Origin of the sequence: Campylobacter lari (assembly GCF_004357905.1) — a bacterium.
Classification (GTDB): domain Bacteria; phylum Campylobacterota; class Campylobacteria; order Campylobacterales; family Campylobacteraceae; genus Campylobacter_D; species Campylobacter_D lari_D.
This window is the reverse complement of sequence record NZ_SMTT01000001.1, coordinates 342,851-368,246: the sequence shown is the minus strand read 5'-3', so window position 1 is coordinate 368,246 and position 25,396 is coordinate 342,851. Positions and strand designations below refer to the sequence as shown.

General features: G+C 29.0%; 21 protein-coding genes. 14 read left to right on the top strand and 7 right to left on the bottom strand.

All coding sequences use genetic code 11. The features are described from left to right. Window positions 1–33: 33 nt before the first annotated feature. Genes ychF through rpiB form a run of 6 tightly spaced genes read right to left on the bottom strand, consistent with a single transcriptional unit; the run spans window position 34 to window position 4,476 of the window. Window positions 34–1,134, bottom strand: a complete 1,101-nt coding sequence (gene ychF, locus E2O22_RS01855; protein ID WP_133318969.1) for a redox-regulated ATPase YchF — start codon at window positions 1,132–1,134, stop codon at window positions 34–36. Then, on the bottom strand, window positions 1,131–2,582 hold the full coding sequence (locus E2O22_RS01850) for a leucyl aminopeptidase (RefSeq protein WP_133318968.1): 1,452 nt from the start codon (window positions 2,580–2,582) through the stop codon (window positions 1,131–1,133). Before E2O22_RS01850 ends, ychF begins: the two co-directional genes overlap by 4 nt. Beyond that, window positions 2,579–3,172 (bottom strand): DedA family protein, encoded by a 594-nt coding sequence (locus tag E2O22_RS01845; protein ID WP_133318967.1) that lies wholly within the window; start codon window positions 3,170–3,172, stop codon window positions 2,579–2,581. Before E2O22_RS01845 ends, E2O22_RS01850 begins: the two co-directional genes overlap by 4 nt. Window position 3,173: 1 nt before the next feature. Continuing rightward, entirely contained in the window at window positions 3,174–3,713 is a 540-nt protein-coding gene (gene apt / locus E2O22_RS01840) for an adenine phosphoribosyltransferase (protein WP_133318966.1), read from the bottom strand. Beyond that, window positions 3,710–4,042: a hypothetical protein gene (locus E2O22_RS01835; protein ID WP_133318965.1), complete on the bottom strand. Its 333-nt coding sequence runs from the start codon at window positions 4,040–4,042 to the stop codon at window positions 3,710–3,712. Before E2O22_RS01835 ends, apt begins: the two co-directional genes overlap by 4 nt. After that, a complete protein-coding gene (rpiB, locus tag E2O22_RS01830) occupies window positions 4,039–4,476 on the bottom strand; it encodes a ribose 5-phosphate isomerase B (RefSeq protein WP_133318964.1) in 438 nt (145 codons plus the stop codon). The genes E2O22_RS01835 and rpiB overlap by 4 nt, the downstream gene beginning before the upstream one ends. A gap of 144 nt (window positions 4,477–4,620) precedes the next feature. On the opposite strand from rpiB, the gene E2O22_RS01825 reads away from it, so the two are divergent. After that, entirely contained in the window at window positions 4,621–5,172 is a 552-nt protein-coding gene (locus E2O22_RS01825) for a CheB methylesterase domain-containing protein (RefSeq protein WP_133318963.1), read from the top strand. Between the two features lie 11 nt (window positions 5,173–5,183). Then, window positions 5,184–5,966, top strand: a complete 783-nt coding sequence (locus tag E2O22_RS01820; protein WP_133318962.1) for a CheR family methyltransferase — start codon at window positions 5,184–5,186, stop codon at window positions 5,964–5,966. Here the strand turns inward: E2O22_RS01820 and E2O22_RS01815 are convergent. Next, window positions 5,963–7,156, bottom strand: coding sequence for an MFS transporter (locus E2O22_RS01815; protein ID WP_133318961.1), 1,194 nt, complete (start codon window positions 7,154–7,156; stop codon window positions 5,963–5,965). The two genes, E2O22_RS01820 and E2O22_RS01815, sit on opposite strands and share 4 nt — an antisense overlap. 105 nt (window positions 7,157–7,261) lie before the next feature. On the opposite strand from E2O22_RS01815, the gene E2O22_RS01810 reads away from it, so the two are divergent. The 12 genes from E2O22_RS01810 to E2O22_RS01750 all read left to right on the top strand — a co-directional run bounded on the left by E2O22_RS01810 (window position 7,262) and on the right by E2O22_RS01750 (window position 25,375). Next, window positions 7,262–8,308 (top strand): dehypoxanthine futalosine cyclase, encoded by a 1,047-nt coding sequence (locus tag E2O22_RS01810; RefSeq protein ID WP_133318960.1) that lies wholly within the window; start codon window positions 7,262–7,264, stop codon window positions 8,306–8,308. Next, window positions 8,308–9,528, top strand: coding sequence for a M16 family metallopeptidase (locus tag E2O22_RS01805; protein WP_133318959.1), 1,221 nt, complete (start codon window positions 8,308–8,310; stop codon window positions 9,526–9,528). Before E2O22_RS01810 ends, E2O22_RS01805 begins: the two co-directional genes overlap by 1 nt. Continuing rightward, window positions 9,518–11,341, top strand: coding sequence for an ATP-dependent DNA helicase RecG (gene recG / locus E2O22_RS01800; protein WP_133318958.1), 1,824 nt, complete (start codon window positions 9,518–9,520; stop codon window positions 11,339–11,341). The genes E2O22_RS01805 and recG overlap by 11 nt, the downstream gene beginning before the upstream one ends. Further along, window positions 11,334–11,936, top strand: coding sequence for a Crp/Fnr family transcriptional regulator (locus E2O22_RS01795; protein WP_133318957.1), 603 nt, complete (start codon window positions 11,334–11,336; stop codon window positions 11,934–11,936). Before recG ends, E2O22_RS01795 begins: the two co-directional genes overlap by 8 nt. Before the next feature lie 44 nt (window positions 11,937–11,980). Next, a complete protein-coding gene (locus E2O22_RS01790) occupies window positions 11,981–12,628 on the top strand; it encodes an amino acid ABC transporter permease (RefSeq protein ID WP_133318956.1) in 648 nt (215 codons plus the stop codon). After that, window positions 12,621–13,280 (top strand): amino acid ABC transporter permease, encoded by a 660-nt coding sequence (locus E2O22_RS01785; protein ID WP_133318955.1) that lies wholly within the window; start codon window positions 12,621–12,623, stop codon window positions 13,278–13,280. The genes E2O22_RS01790 and E2O22_RS01785 overlap by 8 nt, the downstream gene beginning before the upstream one ends. A gap of 1 nt (window position 13,281) precedes the next feature. Then, window positions 13,282–14,019: an amino acid ABC transporter ATP-binding protein gene (locus tag E2O22_RS01780; protein ID WP_133318954.1), complete on the top strand. Its 738-nt coding sequence runs from the start codon at window positions 13,282–13,284 to the stop codon at window positions 14,017–14,019. A gap of 78 nt (window positions 14,020–14,097) precedes the next feature. Beyond that, on the top strand, window positions 14,098–14,925 hold the full coding sequence (locus E2O22_RS01775; RefSeq protein ID WP_133318953.1) for a cysteine ABC transporter substrate-binding protein: 828 nt from the start codon (window positions 14,098–14,100) through the stop codon (window positions 14,923–14,925). A gap of 2 nt (window positions 14,926–14,927) precedes the next feature. After that, complete coding sequence (locus E2O22_RS01770) at window positions 14,928–16,148, top strand: MFS transporter (protein ID WP_133318952.1); 1,221 nt, start codon at window positions 14,928–14,930, stop codon at window positions 16,146–16,148. 507 nt (window positions 16,149–16,655) lie between these two features. After that, window positions 16,656–18,980, top strand: a complete 2,325-nt coding sequence (locus tag E2O22_RS01765) for a hypothetical protein (protein WP_133318951.1) — start codon at window positions 16,656–16,658, stop codon at window positions 18,978–18,980. 24 nt (window positions 18,981–19,004) lie between these two features. Next, the gene (locus E2O22_RS01760) at window positions 19,005–23,147 is read left to right on the top strand and encodes a two-partner secretion domain-containing protein (protein WP_133318950.1); all 4,143 of its coding nucleotides are present in this window, start codon (window positions 19,005–19,007) and stop codon (window positions 23,145–23,147) included. Between the two features lie 173 nt (window positions 23,148–23,320). Then, window positions 23,321–25,375: a ShlB/FhaC/HecB family hemolysin secretion/activation protein gene (locus E2O22_RS01750; RefSeq protein WP_243705621.1), complete on the top strand. Its 2,055-nt coding sequence runs from the start codon at window positions 23,321–23,323 to the stop codon at window positions 25,373–25,375. The last annotated feature ends 21 nt before the right edge of the window (window positions 25,376–25,396 follow it).

Below are 25,396 nucleotides of genomic sequence, written 5' to 3'. Positions count from 1 at the left end.
GAGATTGCAAGCTGTTTTAGCTTGCAATTGAAATTAAACATTAAATCTAAAATGCATTACATCGCCATCTTGTACGATATAATCTTTCCCTTCAAGGCGTAGTTTTCCTGCTTCTTTAGCACCACTTTCGCCTTTGCAAGCGATATAATCCTCATAAGAAATTACTTCAGCTTTGATAAAACCTTTTTCAAAGTCATTATGGATCACGCTTGCTGCTTTTGGTGCTTTCCAACCTCTTTGTATAGTCCATGATCTAACTTCTACTTGACCTGCTGTAAAATAGCTAATCAAGTTTAGCTTTGAAAATGCTGTGCGTATAACTACTTCAAGCCCGCTACTTTCTATACCTAAAGATTTTAAAAATTCATAATTTTCTTCATCGCTTAAAGCTATCATTTCTTCTTCTATTTTAGAGCAAAGTTTGATTACTTCATGGCCTGATTTTGCTGCAAATTCTTTAAGATCTTTTACAAATTCATTATCTTCTAAAAGCGAATTCTCATCTACATTTGCTCCATATATCACTTCTTTAGCTGAAAGCAATCTTAGTTCTTTTATAAGAGCATGATAGATTTCATTTTTATTAGCAAAAGAACTTGCGCTATTATTTTGATTTAAATGCTCTAAAAGTTCATTAGCTAAAGCTAAACTTTCTTTTGCACCTTTTTCATTGGCCTTTGCACCTTTAGTGAGTTTTTCTATTTTTTTGCTAAGTTGTTCTATATCTGCTAGTATAAGTTCTGTTTCTATGATTTGTACATCACGCACAGGATCAACACTGCCCGCAACATGGGTGATATTTTCATCATCAAAACAACGCACAATATGTAAAATCATCTCTGTTTCGCGTATGTTAGATAAAAATTTATTACCCAAGCCCTCGCCTTTGCTAGCTCCTGCTACTAAGCCTGCTATATCAACAAATTCTATATTTGAGCGTATAATTTTTTGTGGATTAACAATTTTTGCTAGTTCTTTTAAGCGATGATCAGGCACAGGTACCACTGCTTTGTTTGGTTCTATGGTGCAAAATGGATAGTTTGCACTTTCAGCATTTTGTGCTCTTGTTAGAGCGTTAAAAGTGGTAGATTTTCCAACATTTGGAAGTCCTACTATACCAACTGATAAACTCATTTTTGTTTCCTTGAAAGATAAAGTAAATATGAAAGGCACATTCTAACACCTGCTCCGGTTGCACCAAAACAGTGATAACCCCAAGCTTTTTCTAAATAAGCTGGTCCTGCAATGTCTAAATGTAGCCATTTGTCTTTGTATTCTTCTCTAATGAAAGAATTTAAAAATAATCCCGCAGTAATGGCCCCGCCATAACGACTTGAAGAGGTATTACTAACATCTGCTATGTTTGATTTTATAAGCTCTTTTAAGTGCGGATTAAAATGTAAAATAGTAGCTAAATCTCCACTTTTTTTACTTATTTTATAAAATTCATTTTGCAAATCTTCATTATTTCCCATAATGGCACTTGTGTATTCTCCAAGTCCTACTACGCAAGCTCCAGTTAAAGTAGCAAGATCTATTAATAAATCAGGTTTTAGATCTTGAGCAAGCGAAAGACAATCTGCTAAAACTAATCTTCCTTCTGCGTCGGTATTTCTAACCTCTATACTCACACCTTCTCTTGAAATAAGCACATCATCAGGCTTGTAAGCATTTCCGCCTATCATGTTTTCAGTTGCGCCGATGATAGAATGAACTTCTATATCAAGGTTTAACTCGCTTGCACCTTTAATAATAGCCATTGCAGCCGCACCGCCGCTTTTATCTGATTTCATCGTTAGCATGTAATCAGCAGGTTTTAAACTAAGTCCACCACTATCATAAGTTAGCCCTTTACCTACAAACACTACTTTCATTTTTGGATTTTGTGGTTTATAAGAAAGATGAATGAGTTTTGGAGGATGAATTGAAGCACGATTTACTGCTAAAAATGCTTGCATTTTTTCTTGCTCTAAGAAATCGCTTTCATAAATTTTACATGAAATATTAGAATTATTTTGGCTCAGTTCAAGCGCATCTTCGGCCATTTTGGCAGGAGTGTAAATTTGTGGGATTTCATTAACGATATTTTTTGCAAAATCACAAGCATTTGAAAAAATTTGACCATAGTTTATACCTATGCAAGCTTCTTCTAGGTTGTATGTTTTGTCATTGATTTCATCTTTTGCAATGAAGATATTTTCTAATTTGCTTGGTGTTTTTTCTTTTTTGTATTTGTTAAATTCATAAGCACCAAAAGTAAATCCTTGAATCATAGCATTAAAGCTATTTACTACACATTTTCCTATGACACTTTTTGTTTTTACGCTTTGAATTTCAAGTTTTTTTAAAGCTTTGTATGCATTTGCAAAAGCAAGCCTTATATCTTCATATTCTAAGCTTTTAAGTTCACTGTAAAGAATTTTATTTTGCATATCTATGCAAATTCCTTCACCTTTATAGCTTGAAAGCTTGAAAAGTTCTTGACTTTGAGTGTATTGTTCTATTTTTTTATCTTGTATTAAAATGATTTCAAAATCAGCATTTATAGAGCCGATATTTTCTTCTATAAAATTAAAAGTCATTTGCGAGTCCTTCTTGTAAGTATTGATTTTTCTATTTGTTTCATTCCTAAAAATAAAGCTAATAAAAAGCCAGCAATAATTGGCACTGCAAAATACCAATGATTTCCAGCCCATTCTACTGCAAGCCAAATTTCTTTTCCAAAAAACCATGCAAGTAAAATAGTTATAGCAGCCCAAGCCCACGCACTAATAAGATTGATAAAAGCAAATTTTTTAGCACTATAGCGAGTTAATCCTATACTCATAGGTATAATAGTTCTAAAACCATACATATATCTTTGTATGAAGATAATAGGCCAACCAAAACGCTGTAAAAGTAAATGTGCTATGGCAAATTTACGCCTTTGGGTGCGAAGTTTTTTCTGAATGTATTTTTTGTTATATCTTCCTATATAAAAGTATATTTGATCGCCTACAAAGCCACCTAAGCCTGCTATAAAAATAATAAGTCCTAAATTTACATGGCCTTCATGTGCAAAAATACCTGCTAAAATAAGTGCAAGTTCTCCTTCAAGTATGCACCATAAAAACACAATAATATAAGCCCAATTTTTATAATCATACAAAAGTTGTTTTAAAAATTCTTCCATTTTATACCTCTAAAACACTATAAACAGAAGTTAATTTAGCTAATTCTTTAGCACCATCTAGATCTTTTAACTCTAGTAAAAAACAAGCTTCAACACATTTTGCATTGAGTTTTTCTATAAGTTTTACAGCAGCGATAGCTGTGCCACCTGTAGCGATAAGATCATCTATAAGTAAAACATTTGCTTTTTGATTATTAAAAGCATCGATATGAATTTCTATAGTATCACTGCCATATTCTAAACTATAAGATTCTTGTAAGCATTTTGAAGGTAGCTTTCCAGGTTTTCTTATGGGCACAAAAGGAAGTCTTAATCTAGCGCTCAAGGCAGCTCCAAAAATAAAACCTCTACTTTCTATACCAACGATATAATCAAGCTTTGCGTTTTGATATTTTTCAACTAAATGATCCATTAAAAACGCAAATGCTTCTTTGTTGTTTAATAAAGTAGTAATATCTCTAAAAACAATCCCTTCTTTTGGAAAATCTTTAATAGCTCTAATGCTATCTAGTAAATATTTTTTATCTTGCTCTTTTATCATAATAATGCCTCTATTTTTGCTTCTAATTCTTTGATTCTTTGTCTTAGTTTTTCATTTTCAATACGATATTGTGAATTTCTTGTTCTAAGAGAGGTTAAGTCTGCTTTGCTTTTGTTTAATTCTTCAGTTAAAATATCAATATTACCCAAACTTCTTTGAAGTTGTACTTGTAGTTTTCTAATAACAATTTCAGTATCATCAAGGTTGTTTTTTATAAATTCTTTTGCCACTTTTTCTTTATGAAGCAGGGTTTTATAATAAAGTAGCATAATAGTCATATAAATACTAATACAAATTAATACAGTTAATACAAGCCAACTTAAGATCATAATCTTTCCTCTATTTTGCTAATTCTTGCGCAATGTCTTCCGCCGCTAAAAGAAGTGTTGATAAAATTTGAGATAATTTCAAAAGCCATATCAACCCCTATTAATCTAGCTCCTAGTGCTAAAACATTTGCATCATTATGTTCTCTTGAAAGTTTAGCGCTTAAAGATTCATTACATAAAGCACAGCGTATATTTTTATGACGATTTGCTGCTATACTCATACCAATTCCTGATCCGCACACTAAAATTCCAAAACTTTTTTCGTTTATTTTAGAGCTTAATAAATGTGCATAATCAGGATAATCACAACGATCCTCACTAAAAGGACCTAAGTCTTCAAAAGTAATATTTTTTTCTTGTAAAAATTTAGTAATTTCTTGCTTTAAAATAAAACCAGCATGATCACTTGCAATATAAATTTTTTCTCTTAACATTTAACATTCACTTTATCATTTTTGAAATTTTAAAGTATTAATTTTATCATATTTAATTAAAATTTTTCTTTCTTATATATAATTATTTTTTTATGTTTTCAAATATTTATTTGATATAATAACAATAATTATTTAAGGTAAAAAATGAAGCTTATACTAATTGGTTCTTCAACAGGTGGCCCAAGCCAACTAAAGTTTTTACTAAATGATGTAGAATTGAAAGATTGTGCAGTAGTGATTGCTCAGCATATGAATCCTGCGTTTATTCCTTCTTTTGTAAATCAATTTAACAAAGAAGCATTAAGCGAGGTGATTATACCAAGTGATAAGGAAGTTTTGAAAAATAAAATTTATATTTGTCAAAGAAATATGATTTTAAGTGGCAACAATACCTTAACATTAAATACTACAGATGAAACTAGTAGTTTTAATCCAGGGATTGATGTGCTATTTAATTCTGCTGTTAATCTTTGCAAATATCATAAAATTTTAGCTTTGATTATGACAGGAATGGGCGATGATGGTGCTAAGTCTTTGTTTGAACTTTATAAAGCAGGAGTAAGGTGTTTGTGCGAAAATGAGGCAGATTCTATAGTATATGGTATGCCAAAAAAAGCTAGAGATACTAATCCAAATTTAAAACCTATGAGTTTAATAGAACTCAAAAAAGAAATAACAAATTTCATCAAATCGTAGGACAAAAAAAGATGATAAAGATTACAGAAAATGAAATGAATGATTTTGTAAAAATCGTAGAGCAAATAAGTGGAAATAACTTAAATGCGAAAAAGGATATATTATCTATTAAACTTCCTAAATTTTTACAAGAATTAGGCTTGAGCAGTCTTAGTGAATTAAATGAAAAAGTGCAGTTTCAAAGAAATTTAAAACAAGAAACTATGGATTTTATTACAGTTTGTGAGACTTATTTTTTTAGAGAATTAGAGCAATTAAAAGATGTGATTTTTTATATAAAATCTCTTGATCGCCCTGTAAATGTGCTTTGTGCTCCATGTTCAAGCGGCGAAGAAGTGTATTCTTTAGCTATTTTAGCAAGTGAGAATTTTGTTAAAGGTATGAATATAGTTGGTATAGATATTAATAAAAAAATGATAGATAAATGTAATGAAATGATTTATTCAGAGCGTTCAGTATCTAGATTAAACACTATGCAAAAAACGCGTTATTTTGATGTAAAAGATAGAATGTATCATCTTAAAAAAGAAACCCTAGCTTGCAGATGCCGTTTTGATCTTTGTAATGTCTTTGATGATTCTTTATTTAAATTTGGAAAATTTGATGTGATTTTTTCAAGAAATATGATGATATATTTTGATCAAGATTTTAAAATAAGACTTATGGAGCGTTTTTATAGGATATTGAATAAAGAAGGTAGAATTTACCCAGGAAAGTCAGATCTTGTGCCTGAAACAGCTTATTTTGAAAAAAACTTTTCAGCAGGTGGAGTTTATTATTCTAAGGTGGATTAATTATATTTTTTATTAAACCACCACCAATAAATTGCTGCAAAGATAAAACATACTCCTAAGCCAAAAGTAAAATGACTTAGTTTTATTCCATAAAATTCAAATAAATATCCTGTTGAAAAAGCAATAATTGCACTAAAGGTTAAATATACCATATCATTGTAGGCAATCACTCTGCCATAGTATCTTTTGTCGCAATCATTTTGCAAAAGTGTATAGGTATAGCTCCATAAAGATGAAGTGCAAAAACCAGCCATTACCAAGCCTACAAAAGCAAGATAAAAGTTAAATTGCAAGCAAGCCCAAAGCATTATACCTACACCTTGCGCTAAGTATAAATATACCAAAGTGTTTTTATTAATATAAGGACTAAGCACATAAGGGCCTATAAGTAAAGATATGGCTCTTATGGCATTAGAAAGCCCTATGGCTAGAGGTATGGAAATAACTTTTGCGTATTCATATTCTGCTAAAAGAGTGATTAAAACATCATAAGCAGTTATCCCTACAACCCCATGAAGTAAAATCAAATGAATGATTTTTTTATTATTAAATACATAAACTAAGCCTTCTTTGATTAATATAAAAAGATTATTTTGTGTGGTATTTTTTTCATTAGGTAAAATCAAAGTTTTAAGTATAAGCATAGCACAAAATAGCATTAAAGTATCAGCTATAAAGGCTGGCTTTACTCCAAAAAGATCTATAAAAAGCCCTGCTGCACCCATACCCAAAGCATATGATACAGCCCATATGATACTATGAAGCTCATTGCCTAGTTTTAATTCTTGTGGGGTTAAAATTTTAGGTAAAACTGACATTTCTGTTTGAAAATACATACTTGCAACCGCCATACGAACAAAGGTTAAAAAGTATAACAACCAAAGCATGGCTAAAGAATTTACAAAAATTAACATAAAAATAGAAATCATTTCAATACTAATCATTGTAAGTAATAAATTCTTAGGTTTAAATCTATCTACTATAACCCCATTTATAGGTGCAAGTATAATAGAAGGTAAAAAAACAAAAATAGCTGAAAAACCTATGATATTAGCAGGTGCACCGAGTTCTTTGGTTAAAAGGGTAAAAACACCTACTTGAGAAAACCACGCACCAAAATAACTTATAAATTGTACTATTGCTAAAAGGCGAAAAGTTTTATTATTTTTAAGTAAAGACCTATAAGTCATGAGTATCCTATGAATATATGAAATTAAAGGGCTTGATTATATCGTCTTTAAGATTATTTTACATTTAAATGTTATAATAATCCTTTTTACAAAAAAGGTTTAAGAATGAGTAGATTAAGTAAAAAAGAAGCGTTAAATTTGCTCCAAAATGCACCTTTATATGAACTAGGTGCAATGGCTTATGAGAGAAAATTAGAGCTTCATCCTGAAAAAATAACTACTTTTGTGGTAGATAGAAATATAAATTATACAAATATTTGCTGTATTGATTGTGATTTTTGTGCTTTTTGTAGAAAAGAAAAAGATGATGATTCTTATATTTTAAAATATGAAGAAATAGGGCAAAAAATAGAAGAATTACAAGCCATAGGTGGAACGCAAATTTTATTTCAAGGCGGGGTACATCCAAAACTTAAAATAGAATGGTATGAAGATTTGCTTTCTTATATAAAAACTAATTATCCAACTATTACCGTGCATGGTTTTTCAGCAGTAGAGATAGCTTATATAGCAAGAGTTTCTAAAATTTCTATAGAAGAGGTTTTAAAAAGATTACAAGTCAAAGGACTTTTTTCTATACCTGGAGCGGGTGCTGAAGTATTAAGCGATAGGGTGAGAGATATTATAGCGCCACACAAATGTGACACAGCTACTTGGCTTAGGGTGCATGAGAGTGCGCATAATATAGGTATGAAAAGTACTGCTACAATGATGTTTGGTACAGTTGAAAATGATGAGGAAATCATCGAACATTTTGATCATTTAAGAAATCTACAAGATAAAACAAATGGCTTTAGAGCTTTTATTTTATGGTCGTTTCAAAGTGAAAATACCCCTTTGATTAAAAAACACCCTGAAATCATCAAGCAAAGCTCTAATAGGTATTTAAGATTACTAGCTTTGGCAAGATTATATTTAGATAATTTTAAAAATTTACAAAGTTCATGGGTAACACAAGGCTCTTTAATAGGCCAACTTGCTTTAAAATTTGGTGCAAATGATTTAGGTTCAACTATGATGGAAGAAAATGTTGTAGCCGCAGCTGGTGCAAAATATAGAATGAATCAAGAACAAATGATAGAACTTATTAAAGATATAGGGGAATTACCTGCCAAACGCGATACAGCTTATAATATTTTAGAAAGGTTTTAATGTTAAATTTAGACTTTAATGAAACTAAAATAGACATAATATATGAGTATGAAAATGAGCTTCCTGTAGTATTTTTTAAGCTCATTTTTAAAAATAGTGGAAAAATAGCAGAAAAACACAATAGAGGTTGTGCAAGTATGCTTGCTAGGCTTTTAAATGAAGGAAGTAATGATGAGTTCTTTAAAAGCTTAGAATACCGTGCTATAGAGCTTTATGCTAAGGCTAGTTTTGAACATTTTCAAATTAGTATTAAATGCTTGAAAGAACATTTTGATTTTGCTTTAGAAAAATTACAAGAATTGTTTTTAAATGTGCGTTTTGAAGAAAAAATCTTACAAAGATTAAAAACTTTAGCTTTAGGTGAGCTTGCAAGTTTAAATACTGATTATGATTATCAAGCAAAAAGACTTTTGAATAAGAATGTTTTCAAAGATGAAATTTTTGCTAGTGGTCTTGATGGGACTAAAGAAAGCATAGAAAAGATAAGTTTAAAAGAATTGCAAGATTTTATGAGTGAAAATTTAGTACTTGATAATGTTTTATTTGTTTTTGGTGGAGATATTAAAGAAGATGAAGTGAAGGTTAAAACAGAAAAAATTTGCCAAATTTTAAAAAGAAATGCCCCAAATCAAAACAAAAGCTACAAGCTCGTTGATGAGAGTATAGAAGTAAGTGAGCAAAAAAGCACCGAGCAAGCTTATATATATTTTTGCTCTCCATTTAATATACAAATTAATGATGAGAAAATGTATTTAGCTAAACTTGCTTTGTTTATTTTAGGTCAAGGTGGTTTTGGTTCGCGTTTGATGGAAGAAGTGCGTGTAAAAAGAGGCTTGGCGTATTCAGCATATGCTATGCTTGATGTAAATTTAAATTATAGTAGAGTTTTTGGGTATTTGCAAACTAAAAATGAAAGTTCCAATGAGGCTAAAGCTTTAGTTAAGGAAGTTTTTGAAAACTTTGTCCAAAATGGAGTCAATGAAAAAGAATTTCAACTAGCTAAACAATTTTTAGTAGGCTCTATGCCTTTAAGGTATGAAAACTTGGCTAAAAGACTAGATATAATGCTAAATGAATATTTGCATGGTTTAAAACTTGGAAATTTAAAAGAAGAAATGCAAAAGATTAAAAACACTAATTTAGATGAGTTAAATGACTTTATCAAAGCACATAGTGAAATTACCAAAGTGAGTTTTGCAAGCATAGAAAATGAAAGTTGAAGAAAAGGACTTAAAACTACTTCATGCTTTAGGGGTTAAAAATTGTATCGATTTGGCTTTGATTTTACCTAAAAAATTTGATGATTTTAGAATTTCAAAGTTTCCAAAAGATACATTTTGCACTCAAAATGTAAAAATTATTAGCACACAAAATCATCACTCCCAGCTTTTTATGCTTTGTGAGTGTTTAGAATGGGGTATAAAAGCAAATATAGTGATCTTTCATCCTAATAAGTGGCATTTTAAAATTTTTAAACATAATGCTTTGGTTTGTATCCATGCAAAGATGAATTTTTTTAATGGAATTTGGCAGTTTATAAACCCAAAAATAGTAAAAAACATAGGTCAAATAATCCCTAAATACCAAATTAGCTCTATTAAAGATGAAAGCATCAAAAAGCTTATTTTAAAATATGTCAATGAAGCTAATTTAAAAGCGCTAAATTTAGAACAAAAATATATCAATTTACTTTTGAATTTACACAATTATGATGATTTAATTCTTTATAAAAATTTTAATGCCATAGTTAAAGATTTAAAATATATAGAAATTTTTAATCATTTAAGGCGTTTAAAGGGTAAAAAAATATCACAAAATGCTTATGAAATAGAACTTTTTGATATAAGCTCTTGGCTTAAAGGTTTAGAATTTAGCCCTACAAATGATCAGCTTTTAGCAATAGAAGATATTAAAAAAGATTTGCAAAATAAAGTCGCTAAAAGGCGTGTGGTAATGGGTGATGTGGGTTGTGGTAAGACTTTGGTCATACTTGCTGCAAGTTTGCTAGTATATCCTAAAAAGGCTATTTTAATGGCTCCAACTAGTATATTAGCAGAGCAAATTTATCATGAAGCAAAAAGATTTTTGCCTGATTTTGTTAATGTATTGCTTTTAAAGGGTGGTAAAAAAGATAAAGATTTAGCAAAATTAAAAGAACAAGCCCATTTTATCATAGGTACACATGCGCTCATTCATCAAGAAGAATTTGAAGCAGTTTTAGTGATGATAGATGAGCAACATCGCTTTGGCTCTAATCAAAGACAAAAAATAAGTGAGCTTAGTAAAAACTCTCAATATGCTCCACATATCGTGCAATTTTCTGCTACACCTATACCAAGAACACTTTCTATGATACAAAGTGAGCTTGTAAATTTTAGTTTTATTAAACAAATGCCTTTTAAAAAAGACATTAAAACTTTTTGCATACAAGATAAAGATTTTAAATATTTGCTTAAAAAAATCGATGATGAACTAGCTAAAAATCATCAAGTAATCATCATTTATCCTTTGGTAAATGAAAGTGAAAATATAGATTATTTATCGCTAGAACAAGCACAAGGGTATTGGATAAACAAATACAAAAATGTTTATGTGACTCATGGAAAAGATAAAAATAAAGATCAAATTTTGCAAGAATTTAGAGAAAAAGGCACGATTTTACTTTCTACAACGGTGGTTGAAGTGGGAATTTCTTTACCAAGACTAAGCGTGATTGTAGTTGTTGGGGCTGAAAGACTTGGGCTTGCTACCTTACATCAGCTTCGAGGTAGGGTAGGTAGAGTAGGGCTTGAGAGCTTTTGTTATTTATATACTAAGCAAAAAGAAATTCCAAGTCGTTTGCTTGAATTTGCTAAAACTTTAGATGGGTTTAAAATAGCTGAGCTTGATTTAAAAAACAGGTTAAGTGGGGATTTGCTAGATGGTAGAGTGCAACATGGAAATCACTTTAAATTTTTTGATTTTGCAGATGATGAAGAGCTGGTTTTAAAAGCAAAAGAAAGTATTAAAAATATGGAAAAAGAAAATGGATAAACATTTTGAAATTTTGATTTCAAAGGGCGAAAAGAAGTATTTTAAGAAAGGAAATATTTTATTTTTTCAAGGTGAAAAAGCAAATAAAATTTACATTTTACTAAGTGGAAAAGTGCGTATATATAAGGTAAATGCAAAAGGTTTTGAGCTAACACTACACACTCTAACTCCGGTAAATTTTATAGCTGAAATGCCTGTGTTTGAGGGTATTGATTACCCAGCCAATGCAATTTGTGAGCAAGATTGTGAAATTTGTGTTTTTGATTTTAATGAATTTAAAAAATTATGCTTAGAAAACGGAGAATTTAGTTTTTTACTTTTGACTTCTTTAATCGGTAAAATTCGAATTTTAGAAAATTTTATCAGACAAAAATCTTTGGATTTAAAGTCAAGATTAGTCAGCTTTTTACTAGAAAATGAAGAAAAACTACAAAATTTAAAACAAAAAGAAATCGCTGTGATTTTAAATTTACCCCCAGAATCTTTGTCGCGTTTTTTAAAAGAATTAAAACAAAATGAGCTTATTTGCACAAATAAAGGTAAAATAGTAATTTTAAATAAAGAAAAAATGCAAAATTTAATTAAGTCTTTTTAAGTCTTATTTGTTACAATATTATATTTTAAAGTATGGATGGTTTCATGGATTTTGATTTTTTAGTCAAGTTTAGCCCTATGTTTATACAAGCTTCTTGGCTTACATTAAAACTTGCTATTTATGGGGTGTTTTTTTCATTTTTAGTAGGTTTATTTTGTGTGGGAGTGAGTTATTTTAAATTTTCCTTTTTAAACACAATTTGTAAAATTTATATAGAATTTTCAAGAAACACACCTTTGCTAATCCAACTTTTCTTTTTATATTATGCTTTACCTGAATTTGGAATTCAACTTAGCTCTTTTGCTTGTGCTGTGATAGGACTTAGTTTTTTAGGTGGTTCTTATATGGCTGAAAGTTTAAGAGCGGGTATGGAAGCGGTTAAAAAACAACAATATGAATCAGGACTTTCTTTGGGTTTGAGTAAATGGCAAAATTTCCGTTATATTATTATGCCTCAAGCTTTGGGTATAGCTATGCCAAGCATTAGTGCAAATATCATTTTTTTACTTAAAGAAACTTCTGTAGTAAGCATTATTGCTTTAGCAGATTTAGTATATGTGGCTAAAGATCTTATAGGGCTTTATTATAAAAGTAACGAAGCATTATTTGCTTTGGTGCTTTGTTATTTGATCTTGATTTTACCTTTATCTTTAGTGTTAAACCGTATAGAAAAAAGGTTAAATTATGTTTGAAATTTTAAATCAAGATACCTTTTTTAGACTAGCGCAAGGTTTAAAGGTTACTTTAGAGCTTTCATTGATTAGTGTTTTGATTTCACTCATAGGAGGAGTATTTTTTGGAATTTTAATGCATTCTAAAAACAAATTCCTTTATGTTTTTTGTCGTTTTATGCTTGAGTTTGTGCGTATTATGCCTTTGATTGTTTGGCTTTTTATAGTGCATTTTGGCTTGGCGAAATGGTTTGGATGGCATTTGAGTGCTTTGGGTTCAAGTATTATTGTTTTTAGTATTTGGGGTGTGTTTGAGATGATGGATTTGGTTAGATCATCTTTAGCAAGTATACCAAAACATCAGTATGAGTCAGGACTTTCACTAGGTTTTAATAAATTTGAAGTTTATCTTTTTATCATTATACCTTTATCTTTGAGAAGATTATTACCAATGAGTATTAATCTTTTTACAAGAATTATTAAAAGCACTTCAGTGATTTATCTAATCGGTGGTATAGAGCTTATTAAAGTAGGTCAACAAGTGATTGAGCTTAATTTATTTCAAAATTCTTATGCGGCTTTTGTGATTTATGGTTTGATTTTATTGATTTATTTTATACTTTGTTATCCTTTGTCAGTATATTCAAAGTTTTTAGAGAAAAAATGGAGCTAATATGAGCATTTTAAAAATACAAAATTTACAAAAATATTATGATGATCATCATGTTTTAAAAGATATTAATTTAGAAGTAAATCAAAAAGAAGTAGTGGTTATACTAGGTCCAAGTGGTTGTGGGAAATCTACACTTTTAAGATGTATTAATGGCCTAGAAGAAATGGCTGATGGAGCTATTTTAGTAGATGATGAGAAAATTGATAAAAATTATAAAAAATGGACTCAAATTCGTCAAAAAATAGGTATGGTGTTTCAATCTTATGAGCTTTTTGATCATTTAAATGTTGAGCAAAATATACTTTTAGGACCTTTAAAGGTGCAAAAAAGAAAAAAAGAAGAGGTTTTAGAAGAAGCAAAATACTGGCTTGATAGAGTAGGACTTTTGCATAAAATAAAAGCTTATCCTAAAGAATTAAGCGGTGGACAAAAGCAACGCATAGCCATAGTTAGAAGTCTTTGTATGAACCCTGAAATCATGCTTTTTGATGAAGTTACAGCAGCGCTTGATCCTGAAATCGTGCGTGAAGTTTTAGATGTGATTTTAAATTTGGCAAAAGATGGTATGACTATGCTTATAGTTACACATGAAATGGGTTTTGCAAGAGCAGTTGCTGATAAAATAGTTTTTATGGATGATGGTAAAATAGTAGAAATTTCAAATCCTGATGAATTTTTTGAAAATCCAAAGACAGATCGTGCGAAAAAATTTCTCAATTTGTTTGATTTTCATCGTTAATTTTATTTTTTTAAAATATTTATTTAAAAAAATAATATAAGGTTTAAAAATTTAAATTTTTAATCGTAAGGATAAAACATGAAAAAATTTTTTCTTTTATCATTTTTGATGGCACTTTTTTTTAGTGCATGCTCAAATTCAAGCTCTAATGAAAATTCCATAGAGAAAATCAAACAGCAAGGTGTAATCCGTATAGGTGTATTTGGCGATAAACCTCCATTTGGCTACCTAGATGCACAAGGGAAAAATCAAGGTTATGATGTATATTTTGCTAAACGCATAGCAAAAGAGCTTTTAGGAGATGAGTCTAAAGTGCAATTTGTACTTGTTGAAGCAGCAAATAGAGTAGAATTTTTAGAATCAAATAAAGTAGATTTAATCTTAGCAAATTTTACAAAAACCCCAGAAAGAGAAGCTGTGGTTGATTTTGCATTACCTTATATGAAAGTTGCTCTTGGGGTGGTGGCTCCTAAAGGGTCAGATATTGAAACTTTAGATGATTTAAAAAATAAAACTTTAATTTTAAATAAAGGCACAACAGCTGATGCGTATTTTACAAAAAATATGCCAGATATTAAAACGATTAAATTTGATCAAAATACAGAAACTTTTGCAGCTTTAATTGGTAAAAGAGGTGATGCGTTAAGTCATGATAATGCATTGCTTTTTGCTTGGGCTAAAGAAAATCCAAATTTTGAAGTAGTGATTAAAGAACTTGGAAATCATGATGTTATAGCTCCTGCTGTAAAAAAAGGTGACGAAGCTATGTTAAATTTTATCAATGATTTGATTTTAAAATTACAAAATGAACAATTTTTCCACAAAGCTTATGATGAAACTTTAAAGCCATTTTTTAGCGATGATATAAAAGCTGATGATGTAGTAATCGAAGGTGGCAAAATTTAATAATGCAAAAAGCTTTTAAAAATACCATCTATGCTTCCTTAGGTGGTATTTTGGAATTTTATGATTTTGTTTTATTTATCTTCTTTGCAAGTGTTTTTGCAAAAATTTTCTTTCCTCAAAATGATGATTTTTGGCCATTAATCTATACTTATGTAGCCTTTGGGGCAGGGTATTTAGCCAGACCTTTTGGTGCTGTTGTTTTAGCGCATTTTGCAGATATAAAAGGGCGTAAGAATGTTTTTTATATTAGCATGCTTTTAATGGTTGTACCAAGTTTTGTTTTGGCCTTTTTACCTACTTATGAAAACATAGGGCTTTTGGCTACTTTTATGCTTTTTGTTATTAGGATAGCCCAAGGATTAGCCATAGGAGCTGAAGTTAGTGGTGCTTGGATTTTTGTGAGTGAATTTGTGAGTAAAAAAAGACTTGGTTTGGCACTTGGTTTTATTTCAGCGACTTTGACTTTAGGTTTATTGCTTGGAAATTTAGCGACTTTGACTATATATGCATATTTTGATAAAGAAGAAGTAGAAAGCTTTGCTTGGAGAATTCCTTTTTTTATAGGAGGATTTTTTGGTATATTGGCTTTATTTTTACGCACGAAATTAAATGAAACACCAGCTTTTAAAAATATAAAAGCAAAAGAAAAAATTTTAAATTTCCCACTTTTGCAGGCTTTAAAAACACATAAAAAAAGTATGTTAATATGCGCTTTACTTACTGTGGTTTTAACAAGTGGGGTGGCTACTTTAATGATACTGCCACAATATTTTGAAAGCTTATTAGGAGTTAGCAAAACTACTGCTTTGTTATATCAAAATTTGGCCATAGTGATGATCATACTAGGAAGTTTAGCGCAAGGATATTTAGCAGATTTTTTAGGACATTTTAAAATTTGTTTGATTTTCACTTTACTTTTTGGAATTTTTGGCATTAGTTTTAGCTTTTATAATGAGTGGTTTTTGTTATTTTATTTGCTTGCTTGTTTTGCACAAGGTATTATAGCTTTTGCTCCTATTTTTATGACTCAAATTTTTACCACAGAGTTAAGATCGAGTGGTCTTTCTTTTGCTTATAATATTTCTTATGCGATTTTGGGTTTTATAACCCCTTTTATTGTTAATTTTGTATATAAGGAGTATTTTTATATTTATATTATTTTTATAATTATTGCTAGTTTGCTAAGTATATTTTTAGTAAAAAGCTCTTTTAAAAATTTATAACATTTTTTATTTAAACTTCTATTTTTCAATACATTCAAACTTTTATAATATCTTCTTATTATACTAATATTTTATTATTGTTTATAATTAAGCTTAAATTTATAAACATAGTGTTAATATTGCTTTGCTGTTGAAAAGTTGTTTGTAATTTATACTAAAAAAACATAAAGATAATATTGATGCAGTATCTATAAATATATACAAAAAAAAGGATTTACATGTTAAGATTTTTATCCAAAAATCACCTCACGGGGGGGGGGATACGATAATTTTCGTTTTAACTCAAACACTTTAAACCCTTTAAAAAACTATAAAAACTTTAATCTATTAAAACTTTCCCTACTCACTATACTTTCACTAAACTCTTTAGAAGCTGCCACCCAGGCAAATTATGATAAAGCTTCTAATACTTATGTAATTAAAAAACACCATTATAATAATAATGATGTTTATGATTATAATCTTGACACATATAAACTCTTAAGTGGTAAAAACTTCTATGGTCAAATGGCTAGCAATAAAAACCTTTCAAATATTACTTTAATCTATGATAATCCTAAAAACAAAGCTCATGAAAAAATGAATGATTTATATTTTAAACAAGACATACTCACTCCAAGTATTAAAGAAGATATTTTTGTAGTTAATGGCTTTCATAGTTCTAACTCAGCTAATACTACCCTAAATCAAATCAGCTATATACCTTTTTTAGTTTCAGCCTATACCTTTAATGCAAAAGCAAATAATAATACCTTAGTATTAAAAGCAGGGGAATTATCTTCAGTATATTATTTAAAACCTACCGATAAAGAAGTAATTAATCCTAAAGCTAGTGGCTTAGATAATAAATATAATTTTTTAATCACTCCAGCCATAGCAAGAAAAGGTGAAGCAAGCAATAACACTTTAAATTTCTTAAAAGATGCCTATGTAAATATGGGTGTTGAAAACACCTATACCTTACCTTTAAATGGTGCTCCTTATATCTTAGGTGCTTTTGGGGTTGATGCTAATACTAATAATAATACTGTGATATTAAATAAGGGAGTAAAGATAGACTTTCATACTACTCCTTATAAACAAAGCACTTTAGGGGATAATATTTTTGATGAGAGAATGACTCATGTAGTAGGAGCTTATACTTATAATGCTAATGCTAAAAATAATAAGGTTATTATAGATGGAGCTTCTTTATTAGTCCATGGTCCAAGTGGAGCTTATTCAACATCAGCTGCTACTCACTTAGGTGGAGCTTTTGTAGATGTAAATAACAATCAAAGCTATGAAGTAAGCAATAATAGTGTAATTATTAATGATTTAAAACTAGATTTAAGAGTGGATACTAAAAATACTCCATTAGCATACAATGCTATTTTAGTAGGAGCAGTTTATGGGGGTAAAATCATACAAGGTAATGCTTATAAAAACACCATAGATATAAAAGACTTACAAACCTTATTAGCATTAAATACCAATATAGAAGTAAAAGCACTCTTAGACTTTTATGCAGGTATAACTAATAATGGCATAGCTAATGATAATAATATTAATATTACTCTTAAAAAGCCATTTGAAATCAATTCTAATTTTACAGGTAAAAATGAGTTTAATCTTTATGGTGGGGTAGCTACTAAAGGAGCTAATAGAAATAGTATAAATATCAATGGAGACTTAACCAAAGGACTTACCACTGAAAATCATCAAGATAAAATTCAAATCACAGCAGCACAAACTCTAAGTTCTAAAGCAAATAATAATAGTATTGTTATTAAAAACTCAAACATTGCTATGCCTTTATACTTATATGGAGTTAGTAAGGTTAGTTTAGATAATAAAGATTATTATGCTAGTAGTGCTAATGCTAATAGTATAGTTTTAGATAATGTAAAATCAGGTAGAAACCTCACTGCTATTATAGAAGCTGATAATTTAGAAAAAAACACTATAAAATATAATATGGTGCAATCTTTATCCAATGCTTCTAATATAGATAAAGGTTCTAAAATCATTTTAAGAGCTAATGAAAATGCTAATGATAATACTTTAAATATTAAAGATTATTCAAGTGCAGCTAGTTCTAATGTATATATTATTAATGCAAAAAATGAAAGCGCTAATAATACTTTTATCTTTGATAACTTAGCCCTAGGTACAGCTTCTGATAAAAGAGAAGGGGAAATAATAATTAGTGCAGGTATAGCTAAGAATACTCATGATAATTATACTCATATAAATAATTTAAATATAGATGAGTATAAAAACAACAAAGCTATATTTATAAGCGCTTCTGGAATATATAGTGAAAATGATAAAAGCTATAATAATACCTTATATCTAAGTGGTAATACTAATATTTTTAACAATACCAATATAGAAGTATTAGCAGGAAGTTTTTTACAAACTAAAAAAGATAATAACTTTGTATCAAAAGTTCTAACACATAAAAATGGTACTAATAATCATTTAATATTAAATACAAATATAAAAGCAAATACTATTAATAACTTTGATCATTATAGCTTTATCTTAAAAGATGATACTAAAGCTTATTTAAATGCTAAAGAAGTGATTAATCTTTCTAAAGATAGTTCTATTAATGTATATACAAACAATAATGTAAAAAATAAAAGCATTATTTTAATGCAAAGTGAAAAAGGCTTTGTAGATGCAAATAATAAACACTTAAATCAAAAAGACTTACAAAGCTTATTAGAAACTATCACTAAAAACAATCAAAGCTTACATAAAAACATCAAAGCAAAAGTTCAAAAAGCTAAATACACTCTAAGTGTAAGTAAAGATGCAAAAAGCATAGTAGTGAATTTAAATTAAAACAATGCACCAAAAGGATTAATTATGAAAACACATAAACTATCAAATCACATCATACTCTCAGGTATAACAGTATCAATGCTATTTTCTCCACTAATGGCAATCAATCCAAATCAATTACCTAGTGGGGGTAAATTTACTCATGGGACTACAGGTAATATAAACATTGATGGTAATACTATGTATGTTAATGGTACAACACAAGGTGGTAATCATGTTATCCAATGGGGTGGTGGTTTTAGTATAGGTAAAAATGCTCAAGTAAAATTTGGAGAAGGACAAAGTGGTCAAAACTACCTAAACATTGCTCATGGGACAAGTAAATCTACCATAGAAGGTATATTAAATGCAGGTGGTAATAATGTCTTTTTAATTAATCCTAATGGGGTAATCATTACTAAAACAGGAACTATCAATGCTAATCGCTTTGTGGCTTCAACTTCGTCTTTAAAACCAGAAGACTTTGATAAATTTAAAGCACAAGGTGCTTCTTTCTCTCCTGTGTTTAAACCAAATGGTGGTAATGTAGTAAACATGGGGACTATTAATGCTAAAAACATTACTTTACAAGGTAATAAAGTAATGTTAAGTGCTGATACTAGTTGGGATGATAAAAATAATAAAATAAAACTCAATCAAATCACAGCAGATAATATAGATTTAAAAGGTAATGAAGTTTATGTAGATATTTCTACTATAAATTCTAACAGCCTAACTACAGAAGCAAAAAATAAAGGAATTGCTTATTTAAGTGCTACGGGCTATTACTATAATCCTGCAAGAAAATACAATGATATTGTATTTACCACTAAAGGTAATATGGATAAAACATATAATCAATATATTAGCATAGGCTCTGACTTAGATTGGTGGCACTTTGCTAAAGGGTGGGATGAAAATGAAGATTTTAGAAACACAGCTAGTGGGTATAGACTGACTAACAATATAGATTTTAAAGCAAGTAATGGTCAAAACTATGCTAATTATTGGGTAGATTTAAATGGTGATGGTAAAAAAGATGCTAATGAATTTACTAATATGATAGTAGGATATAAATATGATAGTGTTTTTACTAAAACATTTGATGGTCAAGGATTTACTTTAAAGAATATTAATATAGATACGACAATATTAGATAATAAGCCAATATCTGTAGGTATTTTTGGTTCTGCAGAAAATGCAACTTTTAAAAATATCAATGTAGATTATATGGGTGGTGGCTTAAAATTATCCAATGCAGTGCATTCTGGTGGATTTGTTGCATATTCTCGAGATTCCTTATTTTCAAATATATCTTTAAATAATATAAATCATATTAACCATGAAAATAATGCACATACTATGATAGGAGGATTTGTTGGTATAACTTATGATTCCTCATTTTCAAATATATCTTTAAATAATATAGGAAATATTAATAATATTGGTATTGATGGAGTTGCTATTGGAGGTTTTGTCGGAGTAGGGATATCTTCCTCATTTTCAAATATATCTTTAAGTAATATAGAAAGTATTAAAAATATCAATGGCGATGGTGTTAACATTGGTGGTTTTGTTGGAATAGGACAATCATCTTTGTTTTCAAATATATCTTTAAGTAATATAGGAGATATTAGTGGTATTGGAGATTTTGTTAGTGTAGGTGGATTTGCTGGGCATGGTACTTTCGGTGGAAAATATTCTAAAATTTATATAAGTGATATTAAAAATATATCTTCAGAGGGTGCTGATAATAGTATATTTGCTGGTGGATTTATCGGATCCTTGAATTCTTTTAACATTGAACAAATAAAATTCTCAGATATCACAGTTAAAAACATAGGAAATATTGTAAGTGCTAATAATTTTGAGGATGCTTATGCTTATTCTGGTGGATTTGCAGGAATTTTACAGGAAGGATACTTTGAAAGAATTTCACTTGAGAATATTAATAATATCAGTAGTATAGCAAGCTCAAATAATAGTGATAGCAGAGCTTACTCCGGTGGGTTTGTTGGAAGTAATAATGGAGTTAATAAATCTACTTTTAATATAAACAATATTTCCTTAAAAGGAATAAAAAATATTACAAGTGAGGCTAAAAATGCTTATGCAGGAGGATTTGCAGGGCAATTAACTAATAATTATAGCGGAGATAGTTCTAGCATCAATTTTCTTAAAAATATTTCTATTGAAGGAATTGATCGTATAGAAGCAGATGGTAGAGTGGATGCTCAAGCAGGTGGATTTGCAGGGAGTTTAGATTATGTAGATATAGATAATGTAGAGTTAAATAATATTAAAGAAATTAATGCAGAAGCATTTGACAAAAAAGCTCTTATAGTATCTGCTGGTGGCTTTGTAGGGATTGCTAATAGATATTTAAATTTTGAAAATATTGTTTTAAATAATTTTGGAAGTATTAGTGCTAACGGATCTTATCCAGTTAATAATCAAGCGGGTGGATTTATCGGATATATATCTAATGGATCTCTAGAAATTCAAAATATATTTAATAATATTTATTTAAATAATTTTAAAAGTATTGTAGCTAAAAACTCTGCAGGTGGATTTTCTGGATATGATAGAGGAGTAAAAATGAGTAACATTTCTTTAAATGATATTAATTACATCCAAGGATCTTCTTCTGGTGGATTTTCTGGTCACAGTGAAAGTAGTTATGAGAACATAGTTTTAAATAATATTAAACATATCAAAGGAACTTATGCTGGAGGTTTTACAGGATTTGGTACCGGAGGAAAAAATATCTATATATATTTTGATAAAGGAGCTATTATAGAAGGCTTAGAAAGTAGTGGTAAATTTTTTGGCCATTTAAATGAGCAGTTTATTCCGAATACTGAAAACACTTATATTTATTACCATAAAGATGACTTAACTAATGCCAATATAGATCAAAAATACTGGGAGCTTTATAAATGGATTGAACTCCATCCTTATGATGATAATAGTCAAGGTTATATAGATTTTAAAACAGCAGCTTTAGCAGCTTTAAATGGCTTAAAGGAAATAGATTGTGGTGCTAGTAAGAAATGTTTAGTTTTTACAAAAGATTTTGAGATTGAAAAACCATCTAATCCAAATATATCTGAGCCAAACTATCCAAATAATGTTGTAGTATCTAAACCATCACAAGATACAGATTATATCCCTAACACAGAAGATATCATCAATGAAAAGGTTGTTTTAGATGAAAATGATCTTTATAAAGATATTATCATCAATGAAATCATATCCGATTTGAAAAATAAATATTACACCATTGATATAGCTGATTTGAAAGATATTTTAGAAGCCTATAAAAATTTAGATAAAAATAGTGCCGAAGCTAGAACTAAGTTTATTATGGATTATTTCTTTGATAAAAATAATAAAGATAATCCATCAATAGAAATAGCTCAAAAAGAAATTTTTCAAAGCTTAGACTTTTTACTAGCTTATCAAGACAATGGCTTAGACAAAGCTAGTGATGATAAATTTGCAGATAATGAAGCTATACAGGCTAAAGATAATATTTTAACTGAAGTTTCAAATGCTCTTGAGAATAAAACAATTGCAAGTAATTTAGAAAATCTAAGTAATTTAAATGATAAAATCAACTCAGCCAACAATGACTTCAAAGAAGAAAACTATTACAAACAACTCAACGATTTAGCTTCAGCTTATAATAAGTATGTAGAATTAATTAATAAAGGATTAGCAAGTAAAGATGATCAAGCTTTTAAAGATATTAGCAATGAGTTATTTGATTTAATAGGAAAAGTAGGAGATGAAACTGAAGCTATAGAGCGTTTGATTAAAGACTTTGAAGATTTAAAAATATCAGTAAGTGATGAATCTAGCGGACACTTTGTTGTTAAAGGAGAATTATCAGCCATTAAAATACCTTATCCTATTTTAGCTTCTATTAAAGATGATAATGGTGGTGGTGAAATAGAAATACCTGATAAACCTATTGACCCAGTAGAACCACCAATTGATAATAAACCTGATGATTCTTTAGCATTTGAACAAAGTTCTACTTTTAATTCTATAGGTAATGAAACTTTAAATGAAGAAGAAGAAACTGAAGAAATAGATGAAACTTCTTTAATTCAAAAAAGTAAAACTTGCATAGTCAGTGATAATTATAAAACTATGAATCCTTGTGTAGTTGGGGGATTATAATCTACAGCTTTGATGCATAAAAAATTAAACACTAAACACTAGGATTTATCCTAGTGTATATAATGAGTATATTAATGAATATACTCATATTAAAAATATTTTAATTAATCAATATAAATATTGAAAAACAAAAACTTAAAATTAAAATACATCATTAAAAGGAAAAAATAAGTATGAAAAAACTTTTACTTAGCACTATAGCAATTAGCTCTTTAGTCTATGCTAATAATGGAAGTATTATCATAGCTAAAAATGATATAGAAAAGGTTATAGAATTATCTCCTGATAGAAACCTCCCTCAAAACAAAGCTATCAAAGAAAATCTAAAAACCAAAGATGATTATAAAAAAACTCAAGAAGCTAAAAAAGACTTTGAAGAAAAAAAGAAAGAATTAAAAGAAAAATTTAATCAAGAAGATAAAACTAATGAGGAAGCTAACAATCAAACTAATAATAACACTACCAACCCAAATAACCAAACTAACACTAATACAAACAATGACAAAGCTAACACTAACTCTAGTATAAATAATCAAACAAACAATAATTTTAATTCAACTAATAATAGCTTTAATACCAATAATGCTTCAAACAATCATAGTTTTAATAACAACACTACCAAATTAAACAATCAAACCAATACCAACAATAATACAAGTAATCCAAATAATCAAACAAACAATAGTTCTAACACTAACTCTACTAACTCAAGTAATCAAACTAATACTACCACCACTAAAGAAGTAATAACCAAATACAAATTCATCATCACTAATGAAAACACTAGCTTTGAAAAGCTAGGTATTAAAGAAGAAGATTTACAAATACTCATTAGTGAGTTTAGCACTAGAAAATTTAGTTTGCAAGATTTACAAGATATATCTAATATTATTGCTTATTATTTCCAAGTTAATGGCTATCCTGCTGCAACAGCTTATGTACCCCAACAAGAATTTGAAGATAGTGTACAAATAAACATAGCCTTAGGAACATTAGGTAAGTATATAATAAAGAATAAAACTACTATAAAAGATTATTTTATTGAAAGTAAGCTTAATGAAAGAATCAAAGGTAAAATCATCTCTACTAAATTAATAGAAGATAGTGTATATAAAGTCAATGAAATGTATGGCATTCAAACCCTAGCAGGCTTACAAGCAGGAGAGAATGTAGGAGAAACTGATATAGTTATAGAAGTAGTTCCTGATACTAAGGCTAATGTATTATTATATGCTGATAATTATGGTATTAAAAGTGCAGGGGATATTAGAGCTGGTATTAGTATGGGATTTAATTCTATACTTAATATGGGAGATTATTATAATTTTTACTTACAATCAAGCAATGAAAAACAAATTAACTATGGGGCTAGTTATACTTTCTTTTTAGGAAATTTAAAAATTACTCCAAGTATATCTCAAGGCTCTTATTCTTTAGGTGGAGATTATCAAGAAGTTGGCTTTAGCGGTACTTCTAGAAATTTCGGTATAGACTTTTCTTATCCTGTATGGATTAATACTAATTCATCTTTATACTTTACTTCTAGTATTTATCATAAGATATTAAAAGATGAACCTTTTTCAAACATATTTGAAGATTATAGTATTAATAAACATTCTAATGTGGGTAGTATAGGTTTAGAAGGTTTATTTAGAGGCTTTGAGAATAATACTTTAAGTTATAGTGTTAAGATAAGTATAGGTAAGGTTAATGATGATGGTACTACTATGTTTGGAAGTACATCTAAAAGTGGAGGCAAAGGCTTTGGTTGGTTTAGAAAACTCAATGCTAGTTTGAATAATTATTATAGTATTAATGAGTATATTACTCATACTTTAAATATAAACTATCAAAAGGTATTAGGAAATTTTGAATTAGATTCTTCTGAAAGTTCATCTTTAGGTGGAGCTTATGGGGTAAGAGCTTATGATAATGGAGAGGGAGATGGAGATAATACCATAGTAGCTAACTTTGGTATAAGAATAAATATACCAAATACTAATTTTTATTTTACTCCCTTTTATGATGTAGGTTATGCTTGGTATGAAAAAGCTTCAGGGGATAGATTAGCAGATGAGCATTTTTTAGATGCAGTAGGCTTACAAATACTTTATAATAAAGCTAATGAGTATTATATAAAGCTTGATGCAGCAAGAGCAGTTCATCAGTATAAATATGATGATGAACATAGAATGAAATTGTATTTAAGTGGAGGGGTGTATTTTTGAAAAAATAAAAACTTTAAAATA